This window comes from Bacillus sp. m3-13 (assembly GCF_000175075.1).
GTDB lineage: Bacteria > Bacillota > Bacilli > Bacillales > Bacillaceae_I > Sutcliffiella_A > Sutcliffiella_A horikoshii_C.
Genome location: NZ_ACPC01000046.1, coordinates 74,007 through 99,893 on the forward strand (window position 1 = coordinate 74,007; position 25,887 = coordinate 99,893).

At 40.9% G+C, this 25,887-nt stretch carries 23 protein-coding genes and 1 pseudogene; 17 read left to right on the top strand and 7 right to left on the bottom strand.

Features of this window, described 5'->3' with window-relative positions:
- Positions 1-51: 51 nt before the first annotated feature.
- A complete protein-coding gene (locus tag M313_RS0118845; protein ID WP_050780698.1) occupies positions 52-228 on the bottom strand; it encodes a hypothetical protein in 177 nt (58 codons plus the stop codon).
- Positions 229-446: 218 nt separating this feature from the next.
- On the opposite strand from M313_RS0118845, the gene M313_RS0118850 reads away from it, so the two are divergent.
- The 7 genes from M313_RS0118850 to M313_RS0118885 all read left to right on the top strand — a co-directional run bounded on the left by M313_RS0118850 (position 447) and on the right by M313_RS0118885 (position 4,486).
- Complete coding sequence (locus tag M313_RS0118850; RefSeq protein WP_010198869.1) at positions 447-917, top strand: flavodoxin; 471 nt, start codon at positions 447-449, stop codon at positions 915-917.
- Complete coding sequence (locus tag M313_RS0118855; RefSeq protein ID WP_010198872.1) at positions 910-1,155, top strand: hypothetical protein; 246 nt, start codon at positions 910-912, stop codon at positions 1,153-1,155. The genes M313_RS0118850 and M313_RS0118855 overlap by 8 nt, the downstream gene beginning before the upstream one ends.
- Positions 1,156-2,040: 885 nt before the next feature.
- Positions 2,041-2,493 (top strand): flavodoxin, encoded by a 453-nt coding sequence (locus M313_RS0118865; protein ID WP_010198890.1) that lies wholly within the window; start codon positions 2,041-2,043, stop codon positions 2,491-2,493.
- Between the two features lie 183 nt (positions 2,494-2,676).
- Positions 2,677-2,895 (top strand): hypothetical protein, encoded by a 219-nt coding sequence (locus M313_RS25955; RefSeq protein ID WP_157182512.1) that lies wholly within the window; start codon positions 2,677-2,679, stop codon positions 2,893-2,895.
- 246 nt (positions 2,896-3,141) lie between these two features.
- A complete protein-coding gene (locus M313_RS0118875; protein WP_010198903.1) occupies positions 3,142-3,837 on the top strand; it encodes a hypothetical protein in 696 nt (231 codons plus the stop codon).
- A gap of 71 nt (positions 3,838-3,908) precedes the next feature.
- Positions 3,909-4,172, top strand: a complete 264-nt coding sequence (locus M313_RS0118880; RefSeq protein WP_010198906.1) for a type II toxin-antitoxin system prevent-host-death family antitoxin — start codon at positions 3,909-3,911, stop codon at positions 4,170-4,172.
- Positions 4,169-4,486, top strand: coding sequence for a type II toxin-antitoxin system RelE/ParE family toxin (locus M313_RS0118885; RefSeq protein ID WP_010198910.1), 318 nt, complete (start codon positions 4,169-4,171; stop codon positions 4,484-4,486). The genes M313_RS0118880 and M313_RS0118885 overlap by 4 nt, the downstream gene beginning before the upstream one ends.
- Before the next feature lie 37 nt (positions 4,487-4,523).
- Here the strand turns inward: M313_RS0118885 and M313_RS0118890 are convergent, their stop codons facing one another.
- From M313_RS0118890 to M313_RS24090, 3 genes are all read right to left on the bottom strand, one after another.
- A complete protein-coding gene (locus M313_RS0118890; protein WP_010198912.1) occupies positions 4,524-4,928 on the bottom strand; it encodes a sporulation protein in 405 nt (134 codons plus the stop codon).
- Between the two features lie 125 nt (positions 4,929-5,053).
- Positions 5,054-5,251, bottom strand: a complete 198-nt coding sequence (locus M313_RS26850; RefSeq protein WP_326929618.1) for a hypothetical protein — start codon at positions 5,249-5,251, stop codon at positions 5,054-5,056.
- Positions 5,199-6,485: a hypothetical protein gene (locus tag M313_RS24090; RefSeq protein ID WP_326929619.1), complete on the bottom strand. Its 1,287-nt coding sequence runs from the start codon at positions 6,483-6,485 to the stop codon at positions 5,199-5,201. Before M313_RS24090 ends, M313_RS26850 begins: the two co-directional genes overlap by 53 nt.
- Before the next feature lie 193 nt (positions 6,486-6,678).
- Between M313_RS24090 and M313_RS0118900 the strand changes: the two genes are divergently transcribed.
- Positions 6,679-8,181: an amidase family protein gene (locus M313_RS0118900; protein ID WP_010198915.1), complete on the top strand. Its 1,503-nt coding sequence runs from the start codon at positions 6,679-6,681 to the stop codon at positions 8,179-8,181.
- Between the two features lie 70 nt (positions 8,182-8,251).
- On the opposite strand, the gene M313_RS0118905 is transcribed toward M313_RS0118900, so the two are convergent.
- Positions 8,252-8,848, bottom strand: a complete 597-nt coding sequence (locus M313_RS0118905; RefSeq protein WP_010198917.1) for a vWA domain-containing protein — start codon at positions 8,846-8,848, stop codon at positions 8,252-8,254.
- 85 nt (positions 8,849-8,933) lie between these two features.
- On the opposite strand from M313_RS0118905, the gene M313_RS0118910 reads away from it, so the two are divergent.
- From M313_RS0118910 to M313_RS24095, 6 genes and pseudogenes are all read left to right on the top strand, one after another.
- Positions 8,934-9,437 (top strand): hypothetical protein, encoded by a 504-nt coding sequence (locus tag M313_RS0118910; protein ID WP_010198919.1) that lies wholly within the window; start codon positions 8,934-8,936, stop codon positions 9,435-9,437.
- A gap of 102 nt (positions 9,438-9,539) precedes the next feature.
- Entirely contained in the window at positions 9,540-12,674 is a 3,135-nt protein-coding gene (locus M313_RS0118915) for a DEAD/DEAH box helicase (RefSeq protein WP_010198922.1), read from the top strand.
- Positions 12,675-12,694: 20 nt separating this feature from the next.
- Entirely contained in the window at positions 12,695-13,414 is a 720-nt protein-coding gene (locus tag M313_RS0118920) for a DUF2161 domain-containing phosphodiesterase (protein ID WP_010198925.1), read from the top strand.
- A gap of 426 nt (positions 13,415-13,840) precedes the next feature.
- A complete protein-coding gene (locus M313_RS0118925; RefSeq protein ID WP_010198928.1) occupies positions 13,841-14,467 on the top strand; it encodes a metal-dependent hydrolase in 627 nt (208 codons plus the stop codon).
- A gap of 166 nt (positions 14,468-14,633) precedes the next feature.
- The gene (locus M313_RS0118930) at positions 14,634-17,435 is read left to right on the top strand and encodes an ATP-binding protein (RefSeq protein WP_010198930.1); all 2,802 of its coding nucleotides are present in this window, start codon (positions 14,634-14,636) and stop codon (positions 17,433-17,435) included.
- Positions 17,436-17,502: 67 nt separating this feature from the next.
- A pseudogene (locus tag M313_RS24095) lies at positions 17,503-18,347 on the top strand (CheR family methyltransferase).
- Positions 18,348-18,555: 208 nt separating this feature from the next.
- Here the strand turns inward: M313_RS24095 and M313_RS0118950 are convergent.
- Positions 18,556-19,698, bottom strand: coding sequence for a SpoIIE family protein phosphatase (locus M313_RS0118950; protein WP_010198940.1), 1,143 nt, complete (start codon positions 19,696-19,698; stop codon positions 18,556-18,558).
- 187 nt (positions 19,699-19,885) lie between these two features.
- Here M313_RS0118950 and M313_RS0118955 point away from each other — a divergent pair, with 187 nt between their 5' ends.
- The 3 genes from M313_RS0118955 (at position 19,886) to nhaC (ending at position 23,667) form a co-directional block, all read left to right on the top strand.
- Positions 19,886-20,632 (top strand): YqcI/YcgG family protein, encoded by a 747-nt coding sequence (locus tag M313_RS0118955; RefSeq protein WP_010198941.1) that lies wholly within the window; start codon positions 19,886-19,888, stop codon positions 20,630-20,632.
- Positions 20,633-20,743: 111 nt separating this feature from the next.
- Positions 20,744-21,871: a histidine kinase N-terminal domain-containing protein gene (locus tag M313_RS0118960; protein WP_010198943.1), complete on the top strand. Its 1,128-nt coding sequence runs from the start codon at positions 20,744-20,746 to the stop codon at positions 21,869-21,871.
- Positions 21,872-22,266: 395 nt separating this feature from the next.
- On the top strand, positions 22,267-23,667 hold the full coding sequence (gene nhaC / locus M313_RS0118965) for a Na+/H+ antiporter NhaC (protein WP_010198946.1): 1,401 nt from the start codon (positions 22,267-22,269) through the stop codon (positions 23,665-23,667).
- Positions 23,668-24,284: 617 nt separating this feature from the next.
- Here the strand turns inward: nhaC and M313_RS0118970 are convergent.
- A complete protein-coding gene (locus M313_RS0118970; RefSeq protein WP_010198947.1) occupies positions 24,285-25,793 on the bottom strand; it encodes a gluconokinase in 1,509 nt (502 codons plus the stop codon).
- Positions 25,794-25,887: the final 94 nt, after the last annotated feature.

Genomic DNA, 25,887 nt, shown 5'->3' on the forward strand with positions numbered 1-25,887 from the left:
AGAAGAACCGTTGCATTTCAAGTTGCAACGGTTCTTTTTTGTGGAAATTGGCTATCCCTGTTTCATTAATAGTGAGTGAGCTTTTACTACCTTTTTTTCTAAATAATCTATTGAATAATTTCCATTTGGATCTGTTACATCTACGACAGCTCTTGATAAGTTATCTATTACTAAGTGCAACAATTCCAGATCACTTTCCGCCAGTTTATGTTTGTTGACTTCATCCATGATTTCTTGTGCGAGTCCTTGTATCTTTCTCAGCCGATAATCATTCACGCTGTTCAATTAATTCCGCCTCCTCTAAATGACATTTACATGAAGATTATATGTGCCAAAATGAGAATCTTTCTCAAAATTTTATAGAAAACAATTGGCAATGATAATCATTATTAACTATGATACCAGTATATTAATTGAAAACAATTATCAACTAGAGGTGTTCTGGAATGCGAATATTTATTGGATATGTAAGTATGTCGGGAAACACAGAAGACATTGCTAATATTTTGCAGGATGAACTGCTTGCAAAAGGATGCGAGGTTGTCTTGGAGTGTTTGGATACAGTAGATGTAGAGGAAATCACAACCTATAACGGTATTTTTATCGGTTCCTACACCTGGGGGGACGGTGATCTCCCATATGAGGCGGAGGACTTTTATGAAGAGTTGAATGGATTAAAGTTAAACAGTATTCCTGCAGCATGCTTTGGTTCAGGAGACCACACATATCCTAAATTTTGTGCAGCAGTGGATACCTTTTCTGAGAAGCTAAAGAGTTGTGGGGCCGCCGTTTATGATCAAACATTAAAGGTGGAGTCTAGTCCTGAAACACAGGAACAAGAATTGGAATGTAGACAATTTGCTCAAAGATTCATTACATGGGTTAAAAAAGTGGAAGAGAATTTTCATTATGTTTAACAAAGGATCCACTGCCGTTTTATCTACTCCTGACATTCCATTCATTGTTGCGGTAAAGAAATCTGGTATCTATTCTTTCGAGGAGGGGGAATGGGTATTGCAATATGGCCTTTCCCAAGACATTTATAAGCTTGTACGACTAGGAAGGTTTATTTTTGGCATTGGGGATTATGGGACGATTTTACGATATGAACCATATCAGAAAAAGTGGACCCATACGACATTTTCCGTTTCCTAGCGTTTATGGGATATAGCCGGAAACGATAAGGGCCTAATCGTAACACATGGTGGAAGTAAATTATATATGTCCAGAAACTATGGTTCTAGCTGGGCTGTCGTTAAGCCATTCGCATCTTTTAGTGCTCCCCCATTAATCTTGGCCACTGAAAAAGTCTTTGATGTTAGATTTTTTTAAGACACCGCTGTTAATTTCCGCAAACGGCTTCGCTTTCCACGGGGCGACCTTGAGCCTCCTCGGGCTACGCCCTGCGGGGTCTCAACATTGTCGCTACTCCCCCGTAGGAGTCTTCGCCTATTGCTCCAATCAACAGCTATAAATTATCCAAAAGATTGGTTACTAGGTTTTTCAGTGGCCTCCATTAATCAGGTCGCTCTTTTTTTCAGATGATTGCATTTACATTGGTACACAAGTAAATAAGGAGCACGGTGGCGTATGGAAGTACTCCCTCTTAACAGGGGAATTAAATCTTGTGAAAAGAGAAGAGAATTCGAAGGTTTCATCGATTTACATTTCAGATAGGGATTCTATGTTCATTTCCAAAGGAAACGTTAAGACAGGCGAAGGCTCTGTGGAAATGAGAAAGGCTGAAAATTCATGGATTTGTTTTAATCAGCCTCTTTCAGAGAAAGCTTTTTAGGATATAATCCTGGCCAATAATAGGTTGCATGCTACTACAAGCCGAGATGAATTCGGGTATTCGAGGATTTATGAGATACATAAAGAGAGTATGAGTTTAATTCCAATAGGGACTGTGTGGAGGGGCATGGATTCAGAGGTGCTGGTTTTGAGGACCAATTGTTTATATCATCCCCCTTGGAAAGTAAATGAATCAACAACAGATATCAAGTTCCAAGTCTGCTACATTGAGAGGAGTGATAGAAGATGAAAATAGGAATTTTTTATGCAAGCATGTCCGGGAACACAGAGGCAATAGCGGACAGTATCACAGAAAAACTTAAAAAACATCAACATGAGGTGGTATTGGAGGACGTTCATAGTCTAGATAGTGCTGAGGAACTTTTACACTATGACATTACCATTTTAGGTATGTATACTTGGGGGGATGGTGATTACCCAGATGAATGCTTAGATATAGTAGAAGAACTGGAGGAAATGGATCTTGAAGGTCGCTCTTTTGCGATTTTCGGCTCTGGGGACACTTCTTATCCTGAATTCTGCGGTGCCCTTGACCATCTTAAAGAATTGCTTGAAACCCGTGGGGGGACCGTGTTGTCTGATCCGCTGAAAATAGAGTTCAACCCTGAACCGGAGGATGAAGAAGAGATTATTAAATTTGTCTTAGAAGTGGTTGGGAAACTAAAGAAGTCCGCGTAACAAGTACTTATCTATAGAAAGGACACGGATAATGAGAAAGAAACTGATGCAACAACTAATAGAGCAAAACAAACAAGATATTATAAAAGATAAAGCGAAATTGGAAAAAAAGAACGATAAAAGCTAGTGGGAAATAATCTCGTCAAATTATAGTATCAACTCGTTGTCTTCTGACATGAGCTTATGTTGTGTAGAAGGGGGGAGATATCGATTTGGCAGCAACTACTAGATGCGTTTTGGCACGAACTCGCATACGCGCTAATCAATGATCCCGTCAACGTAACATTCGACTCCTCACCTGATGCTGTCGATGCACTACCGGAAAACGGACCTATCCAATACGATGGATCCTCCCAAAACGGCTTCGCCAAATACAAACTGACACTACCAACAGCAGAATAAACCTGTAAGAGTGGGGGATGGCTTTATCGCTTTAGAGCGGTGAGGGTCAGACCCCTCTTTAATTATTTAACGTATCACTGTGAATTTATATGGAAAATTTTTCTTGTCTTTCGGCTGTTGGTTATTTATACTTGAAGTGTATTCCTTTTCTCCTGATTTTCTCCTTTTCTCTTTACAAACTCATCTGATGTGAATTTCCAAAACTTTAGACCCTTATTAATTACAAACAAGAAAGGAAGTGTTTGATTGACTAAGAAATTAAAAGTAAATAGTGTTACATCTCTAATGGACAAGGCCTTAGAAGATATTCCTAGTATCCTATCGGATATTCTCCATTTTTCTTTTGAAGAATATGGAGACCTCATGGAAGAAAAGGTTGTGAGTTTTTTTGAGGAATATACCCTTACTGAGGAAGAATTGGAGTATGTATTGGTTTACTACTACTGGTGGATTATTCTCTGTTCGAAAATTGCTCCAAACCGTCAAACAATCTACCAAATGTATCTGAAGAGACGTAAGAAGAAATTCAAGAATAAAAGAATACTGTACCGTCTCCTCCAAGAATGGCAATATGCGACTCCTGGCTTTTATTACTTAGAGAACGTGCATGCAAAATATGTTTGGTCCCTTACTGACATGTTTTTAGGGAAAACAAGATTCACAAGTGTTAGTGAAATTAATTATTTCGAACCTAACCACGGTGATCTCATGACAGGGATCCTTTTACCTCTAGGAAACCACTATTATATGACCCTCTTTGACCTCTTTGCTGTCCCATATAAACTCTCGCCGTCTCTTGCCAAGCAAATTATTCAGTACACATGCAACTTGGAAGATGGATTGGCTTCTCCTCAAGCGCAACTATCAGCTAACTATCCAGAAATGTTCAAAATGTGTTTAAAAAAAGTTTTAGATAATGATGTGGCATTAATTAAAAAGTAACTTTCCGTTTGTTTATATATCGTAATTAAGATAAAATAACGATATATATAATGCTATCTGGAGGTGAATATATGCCTAACATTAGACCAAGTTCTGATTTGAGAAATAAATATAATGAGATATCTGAGTTATGTCACAAATATTCTGAACCAGTATTTATCACAAAAAATGGCCAAGGAGACTTAGCGGTAATGAGTATTGAAACGTATGAGAGGCTTGTTGGTAAATTTGAGCTTCATAATCTATTAGATGAAGGATTAGAAGATGTTAGAAATGAAAAAGTGAGGCCATTTCGAGATGTGATGGAGGACTTGCAAGAGGAACGCAGGAAATGAATTTTTATACTGTACAAATAACTGCTACTGCCGAAAAAGATTTAAGGAATATATTTGATTATTACTTATATGAGTTGCAGGAAAGAGAGTTAGGACTCAGTATAATAGCAGATATCAGTGAATCAGTGCTGGGACTCGAGCAGTTTCCGTATAAAAGCCCTATTCTTCAGGAGGAAGAATTCGCTTCAAAGGAATACCGAAAATTAATTATCCATAATTTTCTTGTTTTCTACATTGTCTCAGAAGAAAAAAAACAGGTATATGTAATTAGGCTACTGTATGGGAAAAGAAATTGGATAGAGTTATTGAAATAATGATATAAATAAAAAGGCCTGCCTCCACAAAAAAGAGTCAGGCCTTCATTGATTTTAAGCCGAGAATAACAATTTCATCATGATCAATTCTTTTTACATTATCCTGAAAGATTAGCCTTGTGTTTAAGCGGTAGCTTATATATTCCGTGGAAGGTTCGATATCTTTAGGCAACTGATAGCAAAAAGGATATTCCTCTTTATCGTTCGCCCCCAAGCTTTTGGACATGAGGATGGTGGTAACAGCTTCCACTGTTTCAATCGTGTCTCCTTGAAACTCCTTCACCAAATCGCACTCCAACCTTTTAATGTGCTGCTGCGCCCATCCGCCTTCCACATGAAAGGCACCAGTCACTTTGTTACCTGGCTTCAATTCATGGTTATCTAGAACAAGATCTACATGAGGAGAACCGATATTTAAATAGTTCATCATTTTTTTAATCATATATCATGAGCCTCCGAAAAGAGTGTTTTGAATTTTGTATATCATAAGATACGGACAAACGATATAAAAGGTTTCAAAACACAAAGAAAAAACCTCCATTCACAATTGAATGAAGGGCTTTACCACTAAAACAACCACAGTCCAACTAACGTCGCCACAATCAATCCAATAATGACTGGTACAAAACTCCGCCGCACAAGCTCCATGACAGGAACCTTAGCAAATCCTGCAACGGCCACAAGGGAAGACCAGGCGATCAACGTACCTCCGCTAACCCAGACAGATCCCATCTGTCCAATCGCAGCAAGAGTGGCAGCCTCCACACCAACACTCTCCCCAAGTGCACCAGAAAGTGCCCCCACAAGAGGAAGGCCTGAGAATCCAGAACCATCTAAGCCTGTTATCATTCCAATTAGAAGTATCCCAAACCCTGCAACAAAAGAAACTTTCCGGAATATAGGATTGGCCTGCAAGTATGAGATCAAATAGGAAGGAAGGAGTCTCATCAGCAGATGTGCCCAGGATTCTAGAAGCCAGTTCTCCGCTACCAATAAAGAAGAAACCAGCAATCGGAATAACCGGACCCATCGCCTTAAAGGCGAATAAGAAACCTTTGACGATATTGTCACTGACTGTTTGAAGGGAGGTTCGGGCGTTAAGGAAGAACGACGCTCCAATTAATAATAATAGTGAAGCCCCACCGATAAGGGCGGCACCGGCTCCACCTTCTAGAGAAGGAAGAACATCGGAAAACTTCGCCAGTACCATATAAATAATGATGGCGAGAAAAGTGCCTGGAACTAAAATAGCAAACAAAGAACTGTATTTACTTTTTGTCACTGGTCCGCCTTCTGACAGTCCTTCTGTCTCCCCGCTCTGGTTGTCTGTTTCGTTCCATTTTACTAAATGCTCATTTGACGGCCGTGCAATAAGCTTGCGGATTGAAAAATAAGCAAGAGTGATAGCTACCACTCCCGTAACAAGTGACAAAATGAACCCGCGATCAGCAACCGTTCCAATATCAACTGCAGCAGCGGTAGCGGTTAAGGATGGGGCTATTTGAATAATGTAGTCCGATGATAAGGCCATTCCTTGACCGGCTAGTGAAATGGCAATAGCTGCTCCAATCGGAGGAAGTCCCGCTCTAATGGCAACTGGAATTAAAAGTGCGCCCACAAGTGGTACGGCTGGTGTCGGCCAGAAGAAAAGGGAAATTGCATAGGTGGCAAACACAATGACCCAAAACGAGATATGCCCATTTTTCATCACCCGTTGAAAAGGTGTAATCATTTGTTCATCAGTACCCAAAGATTTAAGGGAATGTAATAGTGCCGTCATGATGGCTATAATCAGGAAGATATTGAACAGTTCTCCCGCTGCAACCAAGCTGGCGTTAAATATGGTTTGAAGCCCAAAAATGAATGAACCGCTGAAAATCCACCCAACTAAAAACGTTACTAGGATGGCAGGAACCACCACATTCTGCCTGAACAACATTGTAAAGATAATAACGAGTGTCCCAATCAAGTACATCCAATGTGCTGCAGTCAACTCCATCTATACCAAGCTCCTCTCTAAGGCGAACAAGCCCAAGATCTAAAAAATATATCTGTGTCATATAGCCTATGTTGGAGGGTGGGCTTTGGTGTTGATAGGAAGGACTTCATCTGGCAAATGGAATAATGTTTGATTTTGAGACAGAGGTTTATTCACCTTCATTGAGGAATAGAGTATAAAGAGGTGATAAACGTTGAAGAGGGAAGAATACAAAAAATATGATGGACTTGGACTGGCAGAATTGGTCAAAAAGAAGGAAGTCAAGCCCATTGAACTGTTAGAAATGGCGGTCAGTGAAATTGAGACGCAAAATCCCCAACTGAATGCGGTTATCCATAGGATGTACGAACAGGCAAGAGCTGTTACAGAAATGGATCCTAAAGGGCAATTTGCAGGAGTTCCGATTCTATTAAAAGATATAGGTCAAGAAATAAAAAGTGAACCGAAAACGCTGGGATCTAGAGCTCTAAGCAAATATAGATCAAAGAGGGACTCTGAATATGTTAGTCGGTTAAGGAAAAGTGGCTTTCAGTTTTTAGGGCAAACAAATGTACCAGAGTTTGGTTTAATGGCCATAACAGAACCTGTTGCATACGGACCTGCAAGAAATCCATGGAAACTTACTCACACCCCTGGTGGTTCAAGTGGCGGATCGGCAGCGGCAGTGGCATCAGGTATGGTTCCAATTGCCGGTGCTAATGATGGAGGGGGTTCTATCCGAATTCCAGCAGCTTACTGCGGGCTGTTTGGGTTAAAGCCAACGAGAGGAAGGACCCCTGTAGGGCCGCAACTTGGCCGTTTTTGGCAGGGGGCGGCAGTAGAACATGTGCTTACACGCACAGTAAGAGATAGCGCGGCTGTCCTAGATGAATTAAAGGGAGTGGAAAAAGGAGCAGCATTTTCCATCCCAGATTATAATAGAAGTTATTTGGAAATCCTTCCACAACCGATAGAGAAAAAGCTGCGCATCGCGTACTCTACTAAATCACCAATTGGTACAGAAGTAGACCAACAATGTTTAGAGGCGGTCAAGAAAACGTTGAAGTATTTAGAATTAGAAGGTCATAGTATAGAAGAAATCGATGCACCGGTAGATGGAAAAAAAGTTGCCACAAGCTATCTCTCCCTCTACTTTGGAGAAGTTAGCGCCATGATTGCTGCTCTTGAGGAGATACTAGGGAGAAAAGCGACGCTGAATGATGTGGAGCCTGCGACTTGGCTGCTTAGTCTAATCGGAAAGTCCATGTCTGCGCAAGAATTCGTTCTCAATATGAGGGAGTGGGATGTGGCCGCATATGCTATGGAAGAATTCCATGAAACCTATGATTTTTATATAACACCTGCAACAGCCTTCCCACCTGCGAAAATTGGTGATCATAAGCTAAAGCCCCTTGAAAGCATTGCACTCCAAGTGACGGGGAAATTGGGATCTGCCACGCTCCTAAAGAAAATGGGTATCGTGGAACAACTCGTGCAAGAAAGTTTAAAGAGAGTCCCTTTTACGCAGCTTGCAAATTTGACCGGCCAGCCAGCAATGTCGTTACCAGTGCATGTAACAGAGGAAGGCCTCCCTGTAGGTGTCCAGTTTATGGCAGGGCGCGGGAAAGAAGACCTGCTCTTGCAGATCGCAGGGCAGATAGAAAAAACAGAGCTTTGGGTAGGTATGGAAGAGTTACTATCCATTGCTGCAAAATAGTAGAAAAAATGAGGGGAACCCGAAAAGATGTAGAAGTTGCGGTTCCCTTTTTACTTTTTCTTACATACTATCAATCTTCTATTACTTGTATCCTTTTTTCAGATACGATGTCACAGACATTTTCATACATCATCTCCACGCCTTGGTTGGTAGCTTCAAAGTTAAATGCTTGATCCTCGTGTATCCCCAAGTTTTCTGCTTCCTTTGCAACATCAATGTTCGCTCCCATGAAGATGAACTGCCAACTGTACTTTTCTTCTTGGTGACGGATTAACTCCTTTACTCTCGGATAGGTGAACTCTACGCTTGAATTCTCCATACCGTCAGTAGTAATGACAAAGATTACATTTCCTGGTCTTAAAGCTTTCTCAGTACGTGATAAACGGTTTCCTACGTCCATTATCGTTCTCCCGATTGCGTCCAAAAGGGAAGTAGTGCCTCTAACGTAATAGTCTTCTCTTGTTAACGTAACATTCCTCGCATCCACCCCGTTCCACAGAGTTTCCACTTCATCGTCGAAAAGAACGGCGGTGACAATTGTCTCGCCTTCATGTCTGCATTGCCTCTCTAGAAATGAGTTGAATCCTCCAATCGTGTCCTTTTCCAGGCCGCTCATTGACCCGCTTCTGTCCATTAGAAAAATAATTTCTGTTAAGTTTTTATTCATTTTCATCATCCTCCTTCATGCTATAATAATAACTAATAATATCCATTAAATGGTCGCCTTCAAAGCGACATTTGGAGGTCGGAGAATGGTAGATAAAAAGTTTTTGGAGGAACTCGAAGAATTTATATGGCAGCATCAAATACATGATGAGCTGGAGGCAAAAGAGTACATTTGCTACAACGAATCACCTGTTTTACATGAAAAAAGTGATATCTTTGAAATTGAAGAGTTCATTAAAAACAATAAAAAGCCGACTCTGCAACAGGTCCTGTTTCAGTATATGGACCGCAATGGCGGAACAGATGCGGAAATATATAAAAAGGCCGGTTTGGACCGCAAACACTTTTCAAAAATACGAACAAACCCAGAATATCGCCCAAGAAAAACGACGATGGTAGCATTGGCTTTTGCCTTGGGACTTGATGAGGAAGAAACAGAAGACCTGCTTGGTGCCGCTGGGTATTCCTTATCCGGAAATGATATCCCAGACCTTGTAGCCAGATTCTTTCTGATGAAGGGGATCTATGACCTAGCAAGAATGAACGAAGCAGTTGATGATATGAAATCAAAAAGTATAAGAACTATATAGAAAAGCGGAGACACAGCTTGCCAGACTAGGGGGCTGTGCTTCTTATTGTGTGTTACAATCTACTTTAGAAAGTCGAAATCCACCCTGAAAGGAGAACACCACATGAACATAAAAGTAGATAAAAAACTCATCCAAGAAAGATGTGGTTCTGTTTCCTTAAAAAGCGGGGAGGCATTTCGCAGAGCGGATAAAGTGAAAATAGAAGAATGGACGAACGATAGGTGTATTGCTGTCGTTTCAACGTCTGAGGATTTCCATGTTGTCGTGACGGCGGTTGGTACGGGGGACTTTCACACGAGCTGTACTTGTCCAAAGCTTGCTTCTGTAAAATTAGAATGTCAGCATATTGCAGCTGTGCTTTTGACGATCTATGAAAACCATTTGTCACAACATGACCTGTCAGAAGAAGTGTTCCGACTATTCCAAGCAGATAAGAAACCAACAAGCGGCAGTCAGCTTCATTTTGAAAAAAGAAAAGTGGTAGACGTAGTATTTGCTCTGAAACCGGTAGTAAAAGACAAGGAGAATTTCCTTGGTATAGAGCTTTCGTTGAACCAGAGCATTGTACAAGATCCACGTAAACTACTACAGGCGATAAAGAATGGAAAACGTAGTGACTTGTTTGATCCAGAGGGTCATTGCTTTAATAAAGAAGCGGATGCTGTTATTCAGTATTTGATAGACATGCTTGATGATGAAAAAACATTTTTGGAGGAAATAGATTTATTGCCGCAAGAACTAATTCTCCCACCATCCTCCTTTAGAAAAGTCGCAACGCTTTTACAGCAGGTAGATGTGAAAATGCATGTTAATAAACAAGCATACAATGGCTTTACGTTAGTAAAAGAGCCCCTTTCCCTTCATTTTTCTTTTACAGAAGAACATGCAAATGGGGTTGTGCTGAAGATTGATGGGTTAAATGATTTATTCGTTTTTAGAGCCTATAATACTGTTTTCAAGGACGGTTCCTTTATTTCCTTGGACACAGATGACTGTCGTAGACTTGCTGAATTGAAAAGAATGTTGGATGCTTCTAAGACAAATTCGATCCCTATTGCTCTCAATCAAGTGCAGATGTTTGTCGAAAAGGTAGTCCCAGGTTTACGGAAACTTGGAAAAGTGGAACTTGATGAAACGGTTGCCAAACGGTTTGCCAAAACTCCGTTAGTAGCGAAGCTCTATCTGGACAGAGTAAAAAACCGGCTTTTAGCAAGTATTGAGTTTCAATATGAACAGGTGATGATCAATCCGTTAGATCCAAAAGAACATCGCATGAACACTATGGTTATCCGCGATTATGATAAGGAGCAAATAATCCTTGATTTAATGGAGGACAGTGAATTCGGAAGTACGGAAGAAGGATACTTTCTGCACAACGAAGAGTTGGAGTATCATTTTCTCTATCATGTGCTGCCTAAGTTGCAACGTTTTGTACAAGTGTATGCAACGACTGCTATTAGAAATAGAATTTTCAGGGAGTCGGCTAAACCCCGTATTCGTATCAGGGTAAAAAAAGAGCGTACCAATTGGCTTGAATTCAAATTTGAAATGGATGGCATTCCGGAATCACAAATCAGGGAGCTGTTAAGTGCACTGGAGGAAAAAAGAAAATATTATCGCTTGAACAATGGTTCCTTGCTTTCCTTGGAAACCAGGGAATTTGAAGAGATTCAACGCTTCTTGCAAGCCAATCCAGTGCAGGATGAGGATCTAGAACATGGTTTGAATGTGCCTATTATTAAAGGATTCAAGATGCTGGATTCTGTAAAAGATGATGCCGTGTTCTCTTTAGAAGAAAGCTTCCGACAATTCTTGGAGGAAATCCGAAACCCCACCAGTGAAAATATTCCAGTACCAAAGCAAGTGGACAAGATTTTAAGAGATTATCAAATACATGGATACAAATGGATGAAAACGTTGGCTCACTATGGTTTTGGCGGTATTTTAGCAGATGATATGGGGCTCGGGAAAACTTTGCAGAGTATCACATTCATCCTCTCAGAGCTACCTGATATTCGCCAAAAAAAATGTCCGGCTTTAATTGTAACGCCTTCTTCTCTAACTTATAACTGGCTGAGTGAACTGAAGAAGTTTGCACCAGAGATCAAGGCAATCATTATGGATGGGACTCGGAAAGATCGCGAACAGGCCTTTTCTAGACTAAAAGAAGTGGATGTAGTCATCACCTCGTATCCTTTGCTGCGACGTGATATTAACCTTTATGCGACTAACCTATTCCATACAGTATTTTTTGACGAAGCACAGGCCTTCAAAAACCCAGTAACACAGACGTTTCGAGCAGTGAAAAGAGTGAAATCTGATTATAAATTTGCTTTAACCGGGACACCTGTAGAAAACTCTTTGGAAGAGCTGTGGTCTATTTTTCATGTTGTCTTCCCTGAGTTGTTTATGGGATTGAAGGAATACAGCAATCTGACTAGGAAAACCATAGCGCGGCGGATCCGGCCATTTATGCTTCGACGCGTGAAAGAGGATGTATTGGCAGAGTTGCCAGAGAAAATCGAAAGCTTGGAATCGGTAGAGCTTTTACCTGAGCAAAAGAAGCTTTATGCGGCCTATCTTGCAAAACTTCGACATGATACATTAAAGCATTTGAACAAAGACACTTTGAGGAAAAATAAAATTCGTATACTAGCGGGGCTAACAAGGCTTCGTCAGATCTGCTGCCATCCTTCACTTTTCGTAAACGGATATAAGGGTAGCTCTGCTAAGTTCGAAATGCTCCTACAGTTGATTGAAGAGTCTCAGCGTTCAGGCAGAAGGGTGCTTATATTCTCCCAATTCACAAAGATGTTGGAGTTGATAGGGAGAGAGCTTGCCTATCAGGGACTGCCCTATTTTTATCTAGACGGCCAAACCCCTTCAGAAGAAAGGGTAGAGCGTTGTGAACGGTTCAACTCTGGGGAAAGAGACTTTTTCTTGATTTCGCTGAAGGCAGGTGGGACTGGTCTTAACCTGACTGGTGCCGATACTGTTATCTTATATGACCTTTGGTGGAATCCGGCAGTGGAAGAGCAGGCTGCGGACCGTGCACATCGAATGGGGCAAACGCAGACGGTCCAAGTGATTAAGCTTGTGGCACGGGGAACAATTGAAGAAAAAATGAACGAACTGCAAGATAAAAAGAGACATTTAATAGAAGAAATTATAGACCCTGACGAGAGAGTATCAAAATCATTGACGGAGGACGACATCCGAGAGATTCTGTCCATTTAGGGGAGGTTGGTGTGTGAGCGATGACAGAAAAGAAAAAATTATATGAAGTAGACTTGTATAAGCCTATTCAAAAGCATTTTGTAAAAGAAGGCTATGAGGTTTACGGGGAAGTGAACGACTGCGATATTGCGATGGTGAAGGGAGATGCAGTAGTGGTTGTGGAGTTAAAACTGACTTTAAATGTTCAGCTACTCATCCAAGCGACAAAAAGGCAAAAGTTGACGGATCTTGTGTATATAGCAATCCCGAAACCGTCTTTCAGCAGACGTTCAAAGCGTTGGACAGATTTATGCCATTTAATTAAGCGGCTTGACCTGGGCTTGATTGTCGTGTCATTCAGCGGGCGTGGTAAGCGTGTGGAGGTCATGTTCGATCCAGTACCGTTTGATCGGTCGCGAAGCATGCGCCAAAATAAACGCAAGCGTGACGCGTTGTTGAAGGAAATGGACGGCCGTTCTTCGGATGTGAACCTTGGCGGAAGCAGCCGGGTTAAGATAAGAACGGCTTATAAAGAAAATTGCGTTAAGATTGCCTGTTATTTGGAGAAGTTCGGTCCTTTGTCCCCAAAGGCACTGCGCGATTTAGGTACTGGTGAAAAAACCTCTTCTATTTTGACAAAGAACTATTACCGATGGTTTGAGCGAGTGAAACGGGGGACCTATGTGATAAGCGAGAAGGGGAAAACGGACCTTCGCGAACATGTAGAGCTGGTGGAGCATTTTTTGAAGGAGAAGGAGTGAGGATGAGACCCTTTCGCGTTACTAAGTGGCGAGAGGGCTCTTTTACATGAAATGCTAGATGGAAGTATTACTAAAAGGAGGATGTGTATATACCTTCAGGGGGTATTCGAAACGGTAATCTGGCGAAAATCCATGGTAATCGGGCGAAAATAGCGACGAATCGGGCGAAAATTTCAATTTACGGGCGATTATTGAGATCATCGGGCGATTTACAGGTGCAATCGGGCGATTCGTAATTTCAACTCCGCCAAAAGATGAAAATAAACCTGAATTTACCGAACATACCCCCACCAATCAGGACTTTTGCCCCTAAACAGAACAAATGTTTTCGTGTAAAATAGCTGAAATATGGTGCTGTATAACCCGGTGATTTAAAAATCCCGACACATCACTACTACAGAAGGTCAGACAGAGGTGAAACATAACATGAATGGTACAGCGCATGCAGCCATTGGGGCAGCAACAGGTTTTGCCGTGGCAAACACGTTGCAGACGACACCAACTACAACTCTTATTTTAGTCAGCTTGGGAACCATATCAGGTCTTGTGCCAGACCTTGATATTGACGGAAAACTCCGTGGACGCATAACGTTATCCCACACGGTGACAAGAACAATCGCACAAATTATAGGGACAATGATGATTCTTTATAGTTTATATGAGGGAACAATGGAGGAAAAATTGAGAGGGATCGGAATAGGAGCACTTATGATTCTTATTTCTTCTTTAATAAAACAGAAACATATGCTGACCATCACTGGTGCCGGTGTTCTACTTGGAGGGGTGTCCTTGCAGGAAATGTGGATGATACTATTTGGTGTCTACATCATAATAGCTTCACTGGTATCCCACAGGAGTTATACCCACTCCATACTTGGTGCAGCATTCTTCGCTTACATAGCTTTAAAACTTGAACACTCTCTTTCTATCAACGGCGTATTCATAACATGCACCATTTCCTATATCAGCCACTTAATTGCTGATATGAAAGTATTGCCTTTCAATAAAAGAGGGATTAAACTATTCCTGCCAGTTTCATCAAAGGAAATATGAAGAAGAAAGGGCAAATCCAACAATTAATGGACAGAGCCCTTTTTTTGTGAAAAAATCTGTCGATTCGAGTATCCAAACTCGACCACGGTTTCCTCTTACTGGTATAATCAATCTATATATTTATGCACGTTTTCAGCATCAAAAACCAATGAAAGTGGGAGTTGCGGTGAGCTTTAAGAAAAAACAATTTGTCGGTCTGGGAATTACGGTAATTTCGCTTGTTGTGCTATTGTCTGTAATTTTAATTATGACCAATTCGATGAAGACAAATATGCTGGAAATAGTTGAGGACAGGTATTACAAAGTTAACAAAGCAACTGATATCAGGCAATTGTTCTATGAGACAGACAGACAGCTGTTGTTTGTTATCAATAGGGACGATGCGGAGGATATTACTGATAATCTAGAAAATATTGCAGAAAACAGGGAAACTGTCAGAAACAATATAGTTGAATTGGAAGCTGTACTGAATAAAAACGAGACGAAAGTTTTATTGAGGAATATTGAAGAGCGCTACAACTCTTTTTGGAGTATGGAGCAAGAAATTGTCTCTCAAATTAATAATGGTGCTTCCAATGAAGACCTGCAAGAAATTTATGTCTCTCAACTAGATACAAGATCAGCGCTTCTGCAAGACATATCAGATTTCAAAGATTTACAGGAATCGGATATGGAAGATACTTTGGCAAGCGCCAATGAAACCTATCAAACTCTTATAATCACCATGGTTGCGGCTGTGATTCTTTCATTGCTAATAATAATCATGACCACACTCTGGGTGATACGAAGCACTAACAGAAGACTAGATGAAGTGAAGAATGGAATTAAGGACATTAACTATGATGACCTATCCACTTTGCCAAGACTAAGTACAAACATAAAGGATGAAATAGGAGAGATATCGGAAGCTTTTAACACGATGGCGTCTTCCATTGAATCCTATCATTTGAAAGAAAAACAGTTTACAGAAGAGATTGGCAGACAAAACTGGGTGCAAACGAATTCTGCCGATATTATCAACCTTTACCATCGGAATGTTTCCACCGATTCGCTTGCTGAAAAGTTCATCGCCACCTTGACACCTCTGATGGATGCAAAACTTGGCGCGTTCTACCTGTTGGACAGTGAAGGAAAAGATGGTACTTACAAGAAGATTGCCACATATGCCGACGGTGCGGAAGATATTGGTGGAGAAGCATATAAGCTTCGTGAAGGATTGGTAGGGCAGTGTGCTTGGGACAAAAAGGTGATTATCCTTGAAGATGTACCTGAAGGATATTCCGTCGTAACAACAGGAATTGGCCATATTAAACCGAAGAGCATTATCATTGCTCCTGTCATTATAAAAGATGAAGTCATTGCCGTCATTGAAATGGCAACGCTGACGGGATTCACAAAGACACATCGCCAGCTTTTAAATAAAGTGCTTGAAACCCTAGGTATTGCTATTACGAATATTTTAGGAAGAATGGAAGTCGAGCGTTTGTTACTTGAATCACAAGCGCAGACAGAAGAGCTCCAATCTCAATCCGAAGAATTACAGGCTCAGTCAGAAGAGCTACAAACTCAATCAGAAGAGCTGCGCATGATCAACGAGCAGCTTGAAGAGCGTTCTCGTGATGCGGAACAGAAATCCTCTGATCTTCAAAAAGCGAAAACGGAGCTTGAAGAAAAAGCGAAACAGCTTCAACTTAGTTCCAAATATAAATCAGAGTTCTTGGCAAATATGTCCCATGAGCTGAGAACACCGCTTAATAGTATTCTACTTCTATCAGAAATGCTGGCAGAAGATCCGGAAGACCAACTGACAGATGAACAAAGAGAGTTCTCCCGTGTCATCAATTCTTCTGGTCAGGATCTGTTGAATCTAATCAATGACATCTTGGATCTTTCCAAAGTAGAAGTGAAAAAGCTGGAAGTAATGTTTGGGGAAGTGAACGTGGAAGAGTTCATCAACCGTCTGGAGCTCCAGTTTACCCATATCGCAAAACATAAAAAGCTGAATTACGAAATAGTCCGCGGCAATCAGTTACCTGATGTGTTTTTCACCGATGAACAGCGTCTACAGCAGATTGTAAAAAATCTATTATCCAATGCCTTTAAGTTCACAGAACAAGGAAAAGTGTCCGTGAAAATTGAAAAAGCTCCAAAGAGGGATCTTCTAAGAGCAAATGTAAATGTAAAGGCCGATACTTGGTTGAAGATTTCTGTGGAAGATACCGGAATCGGTATTTCCAAGGACAAGCAGTCCCTCATCTTTGAAGCCTTCCACCAAGGCGATGGTGCGACTATGAGAAAGTACGGCGGAACTGGACTTGGCCTTTCCATCTCCAAGGAATTCTCCAATCTATTGGGAGGCAGTGTGTTTGTGGAAAGCGAAGAGGGCGAAGGAAGTGTCTTCACTCTATTAATTCCTAGTTTGCCAAAAGGCATGCCTCAACTGCAAGAAGTAGAAGCAGCGTGGCAAGAAGTAGCATCCACTTCTGAAACAGAACTGTTGGAAGAAGAAAACATGGTTCTAAATATGGCAAGAAAAGAGGGAGTTACTAGAGAGCCGCAAACAGTGGAAGAGGATGACATTTCCAATATCCTGAAAGGGAAAACGGTTGTAGTGGTAGATGATGACCACCGAAACGTCTATGCCCTTAACAATGCCTTAAATAAAGAGGATATGAATATCTTAACAGCCGAGAACGGGTTGCAGTGCCTCGATATTCTGCATGAAAATGAGCATGTAGATATCATTTTAATGGATATCATGATGCCGGTCATGGATGGATATAAAGCTATCAAAACGATACGTAATCTAGAAAAACATAAAGACGTTCCAATCATTGCCCTAACGGCTAAAGCGATGAAAGGTGATCGAGAAAAATGTCTGGAAGTGGGAGCTTCGGATTATATCAGCAAACCACTTAAACTAGATCAGCTATTATCTGCGATGCGAGTTTGGGTAGCGAAAAATTAGGTATAGACAAAGGGGACGGTTACGGTTCGTTGGACGCGAGTAGCCGTTCCTTTTTGTAAGATTTGAGATTTTGGAGGCAAGATTACAAGTGGACAAGCAAGACTTGGAGTTAGATTTATTCTTAACCGCAGTTTATCGTCTCTCAGGGTTTGATTTTCGGAAATATATGAAGTCTTCCATTATGAGAAGAGTGGAAAATAGATTAAGGCTGGAAGGATTGAAAAACATCTCTCAGCTGACGGAAAAAGTGATACACCACGATGTATTTTTGCAAAAAGTATTAGATGACTTTTCTATCAATGTTACAGAGATGTTCCGTGACCCTTTCCTTTTTCTTGTCATTCAGAGAAAAGGTAATTCCTCTCTTAAGAGAATTGCCGGAAATTCGGGTATGGCACGCAGGGTGTTCTTCGGGTGAGGAAGCCTATTCGATGGCTATCCTTTTGGAGGAAGAAGGAGTAGGCCATAAGGCGAAAATCTATGCGACCGACATGAATGAGAAGATATTGGAGAAAGCACAAAAAGGGATTATCCCCCTTTCTAAAATGAAGACCTACACGAAAAATTAATATGCAAGCTGGCGGAAAAAACGGCCTTTTCGGAATATTATCATTCTGATCATGAGTTTGCGTATATTAATGAAGACTTGTTGAATAGAATTATTTTTGCACAGCATAATCTTGTGACAGACCGATCGTTCAATGAGTTTCATATAATTGTTTTGCCGTAATGTATTGATTTATTTTAATTTTGGAGCTACAGCACAATGTGATTCAATTGTTTCAGGAGAGTCTTGGAGCAGAGGGTTTCCTGGGTCTTGGGAGCAAAGAGGCGTTGCGTCTTGATGCACATCCTGGTTTTGAAGAGTTTGATTTGTATGATAAGTTATACCGCAAAAAAACGGAGAGCTAGGATTCTAATCCTGCTCTCCGTTTTTTATTTAGGTTATCCTAAATACATTGATTTCCGTTCCAAGCGCTTCGCTTGCCTGGGGGCGGTCCGTGAGCCTCCTGACATCGCCTGAGGGGTCTCACCTGTCCCTTCCTCCCGGGGGCGTCTGCGCGCTTTCCACTTCGATCAATAGGGATTATATTAACTGTATAATTCTACTCTAAGTTTATTATCTTGCTTGTATCATTACGACGCACATATCGTCTGAGGCTTCTTTTTGCATGTCATCAGGTAAAACTAGATTAATAGGTTCTGGAATGTTTGGAAGATCCCAGAGTTTTGAGGCTGATTTAATGAACTGAGGGTATTGATTCATGCCCACCTTTTCCATTGTTTCAACCACACCATCTGTATAAAGCATGATTTGAACGGAATCTTTGTAAGGGATCTTCGTCTTTCTAACATCCACGTTCTCGAAGAATCCAAGGGCACATGTTCTATTAGATAGCTCCACTACTTCATCTTCATCAATGAGTGCAAAACCAGCGGGGTGACCAGCATTAACATATTCCATTGATTTTTCTTTTGTATCTATGACAAGGTAAATAGCTGTAAAATAATATGGAATTTGCTGATTGCGTAAATTCAGCGCATGCATCCATCGATTCAATTCACTGATAACGAATTCAGGGTCAGCACATCCTCTGATGGAGTCACGCAGTACCGAAGAGATGAACATGCATACTAAGGAAGCGGAAATTCCGTGTCCCATCATGTCCAACAGTATGACCGCATACCTCGAATCGTCGATCTTATACCAATAGTACATGTCGCCTGCCAGTTTATAAGCGGGGATATAGGAGGCTTTTACAACAAATCTGTCTTCAATGATGGGTTCACTCAACAGACTGTTTTGCACTTGTTGGGAAAGATCCAACTGATTTTTGATTTTTTCTGCGTGTTTTTTATTCTTGTCTTTCTCCTGTTTCAGCCTAAGGACCACCCGGATGCGCGCCAATAGTTCTGTCTTGTTAATTGGCTTCATTACATAATCCAATCCACCTGCATCCAATGCTTCTGCTACTTTATTAGAATCTTCTAGTGCCGTTACAAAAATGACAGGGATGTCTTTCAAGTGTGGGATAGTCTGGAGAGTTCTACACGCTTCAATACCATCAATTTCAGGCATCATGATATCCATCAAGATGATATCGACGGGCATTTTAGTTGAAGCGGAATTATCGTTATGTAAATATGTAAACATCTCATTAGCGGATGTGAAGGATAAGTAATCTTTATATCCCGCTCTTTTTAAGATATTTTCTATGACGAATAAATTTACTTGGTTATCATCTACAATTAGTATGCCCATATCCTTTTGTCTCCTCTATCTTTCTAAAATGGTAAACACCCCATATGTTTATACCCTTTCAATATATAGATAAAACCTTTTTTTGCAATATATTTAGCTGAAAGTTTGTCCACGTTTTGGTTACAAGTTTTAAGGGTAGTTTGCTTGTTAGGAAGGTTGTTTAACTACTAACTTTAGAGGTGATGTAATGGAAACCGCAGTTCGTTCCACCAAAGGTAAGTTGCTGACAAAGGAACAAATGACAAATGAGAAGATTGTACCCAAATGGGTGGTGCAAGAATATAAAAATTTCCGGGAAGTTGTTACAAATAAAACATTCCCTTGTTATTTTGGAATGAGTGCAGAGAAGAAAGGTGAACTTCGGTATTCGTATATTAGTCATGATAATTGGAGCCATCTACCGGATACGTTAAAGGAATTTAACGCCTTGTTTGATCCTGAGAAACCACTCGTTCGACATGGACTGTTTCTTTTTGTGGAGCCAGAGAAAGAAGAAAAAACTATCTCATACTATCGGGAATATTTTTGGGATATATTACAATTTTTACATATGAAAGATGATCAACCATGGCCTAAAGATTATCCAACAGATCCAGATCATCACCTGTGGGCCTTTTCCTTTGCAGAAGAGCCGTATTTCGTCTTCGGCAATGCTCCTGCCTACAAGCAGAGAAAGACAAGAGATTTAGGGAACAGCCTCATCCTAGGGTTCCAGCCAAGAAGGATATTTGAAGGACTGGAAGGTACATCAAAGGGTGGTATTATGTCCCGTGAGAAGGTAAGGGAGCGTGTAGAGAAATGGGATCAGCTTCCAACACACCCAAATATCAGTCACTACGGAGACCCTGACCATCGAGAATGGAAACAATATTTTATTGGAGACGATGTAAAACCTATGGAAGGTAAATGTCCTTTTTCCATGATGAAAAAATAGGAAGTGTCCTACTATCGGTATTGATGTTCAGAATATTTTATCTTCTATTTGAATTTTCTGGTATGATAGATATAGATTCTCCGAAAATAATGTAGAAGGTGGCTGGCAAGTATGGACGCTGCTCAGAAACTCATTTTGTTTTTAGAAGAAAATCATGATCAATTTATTCGGAATTGGCGAAATAAAAGTGTCATTTCGGAAGATGATATATACAAGGAAGAAGTAGTGCGCAACGGCTGGCAAATGTATCAGCTTATTAAAAAAGCCATTAAAGATCCATTGACTGAAGACGAAATCATTAAGCTCGCAAACAAGACAGCGCATGAACGAGTCCAAGCCAATGTAAACATCAGCGAGTTCGTTTTCAATGTGAATACGGGCAGGAGTGAAGTTGTTAAGTGGGTGTGGAATTCAGGCATTCCAAGTGAGGAACTGCAACCTATTATCGACCAAATAAATGCTCTTTTTGACAAGTTTTCTTATCTGGCAGTTAGAAAATACACGCAAATTAAAGAAAAGCAGTTGGAAGAAAAGAAACTATATATTAACCAAACCCATAAAGAGCGACTCACGATTCTCGGTCAGATGAGCTCGAGCTTTGTCCATGAATTCAGAAACCCCCTAACCTCTGTTATCGGGTTCACGAGGCTCTTGCAAAACGAACTTCCTGATCATCCGTATTTGGAAATAATGCGTCATGAATTGGATCAACTTAATTATCGTATCTCTCAATTTTTACATGTTTCTAGAAAAGAGTTGATTGAGAGTAAGCGAGAAGAAGTGAATCTGTCCTTCCTATTGCAGGAATTGGTAGAGTTCTTGTATCCGAGCTTACTAGATGGAGACGTGGTCATACAATTGGACATTGATCCTTCCATAAACATGGTGGCCAATAAAGATGAATTAAGGCAGGTTTTTCTGAATCTGATTATTAATTCAATCGATGCGCTGCAACAGATGACGGACGGATCTCGTACCATTCAAGTAGTATGTGTGGAAAACGGAGCATTTACCGAGCTGTCCATTACCAATAATGGACCGAAAATTGAAGAGGAAGCAATCCACGCTATTTTTGAACCGTTCTTTACAACTAAGGACTTAGGTACAGGGATAGGTTTGTATATTTGCAAAAAACTAATTGAAAAGCATGATGGGGAAATATATTGTCGCTCAAATGATGACAAGACCAGTTTTGTTATTCGTTTACCTAACACTTTAAAAAGTCAGAAATCCTCCTAAGCAACATGCAGGAGGATTTTTTTTGTTGACAAGCGTTGAAATATGTATTATCTTAATAACAACACTTTAACACCTAAAAGCGTTTAAGCGTTTAAGTGTGTTAGCGAAATTTAGACGAGTAGAGCTTAGTAGATAAATAGAATGGTAGCCATGTATAAAAGTAGTTCTCCTTATTGCAGCAGATAGAGACTGGATGGTTGGTGAAAATCCAGGCATAGAGGAAAATGAAGTACAGTACATATTTTTTAACGGCTATCCATGCAGATGAGTGGGCAATCATTATTTTTGCCAATTAGGGTGGTACCGCGGAGCTTCTTCGTCCCTTGCTTTAGGGATGAAGGAGCTTTTTTGTTGCAAATTAACAGGTAGGCAATTTTATTTTTGGAGGGAACATCATGGAGCAGCAAATACAAAAAGAAAAGATACACATTAGCGGCCTTGCAGCTCTTTTCTTGATTTTTAGCATTATCACAATTATTTCTATATCATTGTTTATTTTTAAAGCAGAGCCTCATATACCTATTTTTGCGAGTATCATGGTCTTGATTGTATTTTCCTTAGTTAAAGGGCATTCATGGGACTATATTGAAACGGGCTTGAAAAATGGTTTAAAGGAAGGGCTTACCCCCATTTTATTATTTATTCTAATTGGAATTTTAATCGGGGTATGGATGCTGTCTGGTACCATACCAACGTTCATCTACTATGGAGGACAGCTCATTTCCGCTTCATTCTTTCTTCCCAGCGTGTTTATCATTACCGCTATTATCGGGATAAGCATCGGTAGTTCTTTCACTACTGCCGCGACGGTCGGAGTGGCCTTTATCGCGCTTGGAACAGGCATGGGGTTTAACCCGGCTATTGTTGCAGGAGCGATCATTTCGGGGGCCCTTTTAGGAGATAAAATGTCTCCTCTTTCAGATACAACCAATATTGCATCAGCAGTCTGCAAGGTTGATTTATTTGAGCATATCCGTCACATGTTATGGACAACCATACCTGCAACCGTCATTTGTTTGGTGGTATTCGGATTTTTCTCTTTTGGTAATGGCGGTGGGCAGGTAGGAGATTTTGCAGAGTTGCCTAAGGTATTAAAAGAAGAAGGCATGGTCAGCATTTGGGCATTATTACCGGCTGTTATCATGTTTGGAGTTGCACTAAAACGCGTGCCTGCTATTTTTGTCATGATGGTCGGCATTATCGTTGGTTCTGTGATGACATTCGTTCTTCAACCTGGCGTTCAAGTGGCCCAACTTATGGAGGTGATGCAAAATGGATATACCGGAGCAACAGGTGACGAAGCGATAGACAGCATTTTGACAAAGGGCGGCATCCAAAGCATGATGTGGTCGGTATCCCTTGTGTTGCTTACCTTAAGTATGGGTGGATTAATTCAGCAGTTACGTGTAATGGAACGCATACTCGTCATGATCCAATCGTTTGTTTCATCTACTGGAAAATTGATTTTCGCCACTGTTGCAACCGCAATTGGAGTAAACGTAACAGTTGGTGAGCAGTATATGTCCATCATATTAACCGGTCAGGCTTTTGAAAAGGAATATGAAAAACAAGGAATTGCACCAAAAAATTTAGCACGAGTACTAGAAGATGCCGGCACAGTCATCAACCCATTAATTCCGTATGGAGTAAGTGGTGTGTTCATGGCAGGGGTGCTTGAAGTGCCTGTGTTGGATTACTTGCCTTTTGCCCTCTTTTGCTTGGTTAGTCCTTTATTAAGCCTGTTTTATGGTTTTACAGGGATCAGTATTAGGAAAAGAGAAGAAGTAAAAGGGTAAAGGTGATTGAAATTATAAAGAGCTAGCAGTCATCTACATGGCTGCTAGCTCTTTTCTTGAGCATACTAAATTGAATAAAACAGTTGATTTCCGTTCCAGGCGCTTCGCTTGCCTGCGGGCGGTCCGTGAGCCTCCTCGGCTTCCGCTTGGCCACTGAAAAAGTCTTTGATGTTAGATTATTTTAAGACACCGCTGTTAATTTCCGCAAACGGCTTCGCTTTCCACGGGGCGACCTTGAGCCTCCTCGGGCTACGCCCTGCGGGGTCTCAACATTGTCGCTACTCCCCCGTAGGAGTCTTCGCCTATTGCTCCAATCAACAGCTATAAATTATCCAAAAGATTGGTTACTAGGTTTTTCAGTGACCTCGCTTCCGCCTGTGGGGTCTCACCTGTCCCTTTCTCCCGTGGGCGTCTGCGCGTCTTCCACTCCAACCAACAAAGAAGTTTCATTCAATGTAGGATAAATAAAAAGCTATCTCACTGAGTTAACTGTAAAACATAAACATTAAGTATTTATACTTTCCAGCTATTTGCGGAAAGGAACAGCGGAGATTAACCAATCATATAAAGTTTTAGATTGGACCGGGCGTATTTTGCCGGATTATTCTTTAGAATAGTCAGTATTGCAAACGATCTATTTCCGCAAATAATGGTTTATTTTTATTATATAGTTCACGGTAGAGGTGGTAATATTCCTCGTACATGGCCACATTTCGGACTGTAGGCAATACCTCATGCTTTATCGGGATATATGCTTTAATGGCTTCAAGGGACTCAACTTCTCCAAGTGCAAACATCCCAAGCCAGGCAGCGCCCCACGCCGTAGCATGTGTACTATCCGTTAAAATGACAGTCTTGCGAAAAATATCTGCTGTCATCTGTACCCATAGTGGCGAGCGAGCATAGCTACCGCTGACTATCAACTTTTTAGTAGGGTTTTCTTTTTCGTGAAGGGTTTCGTGAATCTCATACATATTGAAAATAACACTTTCCATTACGCTGCGAATCATGTCAGCACTCGTATGAGATAGAGTGAGCCCCATCCAACCACCCTTTGCTTTAGCATTCCATTTTGGAGCACGTTCTCCATTCATATGTGGCAGAAAAAATAGCCCGTTAGCCCCTGCGCTTGATGTTGCAGCAAGTGCTTCAAGATCTGCCACTTCCACCGTTTCTTTTTTGGTTAAGGAAGAAAATTGTCTTGCCAGCCATTGCATTAAAATTGTACCATTGTTAGTTGCACCCCCAACGATGCGACTTTCTTTCGTAAACGCATATTGAAAGGTACGTTGTTCCGCGTCGATTGTTTTTTGGGTGGTGAATCTTCTGATAGCCCCACTGCTACCAATCGATAAGGCAGTTTCTCCTTCCTCTGTGGCGCCTACACCGATATTGGCAAGCACACCGCCACTAGCCCCGATGATAATGGGGGTGGAAGTATGTAGAAGTAATTCTTTTGCAATTTCAGCGGAAAGTGGTCCAACTTGTGTGGTACAGGGAACCACTTTGGATAGCTGAGACTCATTTATACCTGCTATGGCAAGTGCCTCCTCATCCCAATGGAGTGTATGGATATTGAAAAGCCCTGTTGCAGAGGCAATAGAATAATCCACTTGCCACGTCCCGCACCATTTGTATAAGATATATTCTTTTATAGAAACAAAGCGTGTTGCTTCATAATATGGCGTATATTGATTCTCTTTCATCCAGACAAGCTTCACAAAAGGGGACATAGGATGAATGGGTGTTCCTGTTTGCTCATATAAGTCCTGTCCGTACGACTCCTTCATAATGGCAGCCTGTGGATAGCTTCTACCGTCAGCCCAAGTAATCAGGGGCGAAATCGGTTCGTTTTGATCATTTATACAAATTAAACTGTGCATAGGAGCAGAAATAGTTAGACCAATAATATCGTTTGGTGTGATTTTTAATTTACTGATGGAAGTAGAGATGGCAAGACGTGCAGCACTCTCGATCTCCAATGGATTTTGTTCAGAGTAATTAGGCTTCGGACGGTAGGTAGAATAGGCATGCTCTGATTCAGAGACCACTTCTCCATTTCTATTAAAAATGACAGATCTGGTTGTGGAGGTGCCAATATCCAATCCGATGACATAGTTGCTCATTATGTGCCACACCTCGCTTTATCGTAATATCTTTATTTTAATCGTTGTGAGCAGTTAATATCAATCCGTTTGAAAAAGATAAGAATTATTTCAA

Bases quoted from the DNA above. Each gene is read 5' to 3' on its own strand.
- nhaC (WP_010198946.1), top strand. From the start codon at position 22,267: ATGGAGCAGCAAATACAAAAAGAAAAGATACACATTAGCGGCCTTGCA.
- M313_RS0118910 (WP_010198919.1), top strand. From the start codon at position 8,934: ATGGTAGATAAAAAGTTTTTGGAGGAACTCGAAGAATTTATATGGCAG.
- M313_RS0118880 (WP_010198906.1), top strand. From the start codon at position 3,909: ATGCCTAACATTAGACCAAGTTCTGATTTGAGAAATAAATATAATGAG.
- M313_RS0118865 (WP_010198890.1), top strand. From the start codon at position 2,041: ATGAAAATAGGAATTTTTTATGCAAGCATGTCCGGGAACACAGAGGCA.
- M313_RS0118855 (WP_010198872.1), top strand. From the start codon at position 910: ATGTTTAACAAAGGATCCACTGCCGTTTTATCTACTCCTGACATTCCA.
- M313_RS0118890 (WP_010198912.1), bottom strand. From the start codon at position 4,928: ATGATTAAAAAAATGATGAACTATTTAAATATCGGTTCTCCTCATGTA.
- M313_RS0118915 (WP_010198922.1), top strand. From the start codon at position 9,540: ATGAACATAAAAGTAGATAAAAAACTCATCCAAGAAAGATGTGGTTCT.
- M313_RS0118845 (WP_050780698.1), bottom strand. From the start codon at position 228: ATGGATGAAGTCAACAAACATAAACTGGCGGAAAGTGATCTGGAATTG.
- M313_RS0118850 (WP_010198869.1), top strand. From the start codon at position 447: ATGCGAATATTTATTGGATATGTAAGTATGTCGGGAAACACAGAAGAC.
- M313_RS0118955 (WP_010198941.1), top strand. From the start codon at position 19,886: ATGGAAACCGCAGTTCGTTCCACCAAAGGTAAGTTGCTGACAAAGGAA.
- M313_RS0118885 (WP_010198910.1), top strand. From the start codon at position 4,169: ATGAATTTTTATACTGTACAAATAACTGCTACTGCCGAAAAAGATTTA.
- M313_RS0118925 (WP_010198928.1), top strand. From the start codon at position 13,841: ATGAATGGTACAGCGCATGCAGCCATTGGGGCAGCAACAGGTTTTGCC.
- M313_RS0118960 (WP_010198943.1), top strand. From the start codon at position 20,744: ATGGACGCTGCTCAGAAACTCATTTTGTTTTTAGAAGAAAATCATGAT.
- M313_RS0118950 (WP_010198940.1), bottom strand. From the start codon at position 19,698: ATGGGCATACTAATTGTAGATGATAACCAAGTAAATTTATTCGTCATA.
- M313_RS24090 (WP_326929619.1), bottom strand. From the start codon at position 6,485: ATGGAGTTGACTGCAGCACATTGGATGTACTTGATTGGGACACTCGTT.
- M313_RS0118905 (WP_010198917.1), bottom strand. From the start codon at position 8,848: ATGAATAAAAACTTAACAGAAATTATTTTTCTAATGGACAGAAGCGGG.
- M313_RS25955 (WP_157182512.1), top strand. From the start codon at position 2,677: ATGTTGTGTAGAAGGGGGGAGATATCGATTTGGCAGCAACTACTAGAT.
- M313_RS0118970 (WP_010198947.1), bottom strand. From the start codon at position 25,793: ATGAGCAACTATGTCATCGGATTGGATATTGGCACCTCCACAACCAGA.
- M313_RS0118920 (WP_010198925.1), top strand. From the start codon at position 12,695: ATGACAGAAAAGAAAAAATTATATGAAGTAGACTTGTATAAGCCTATT.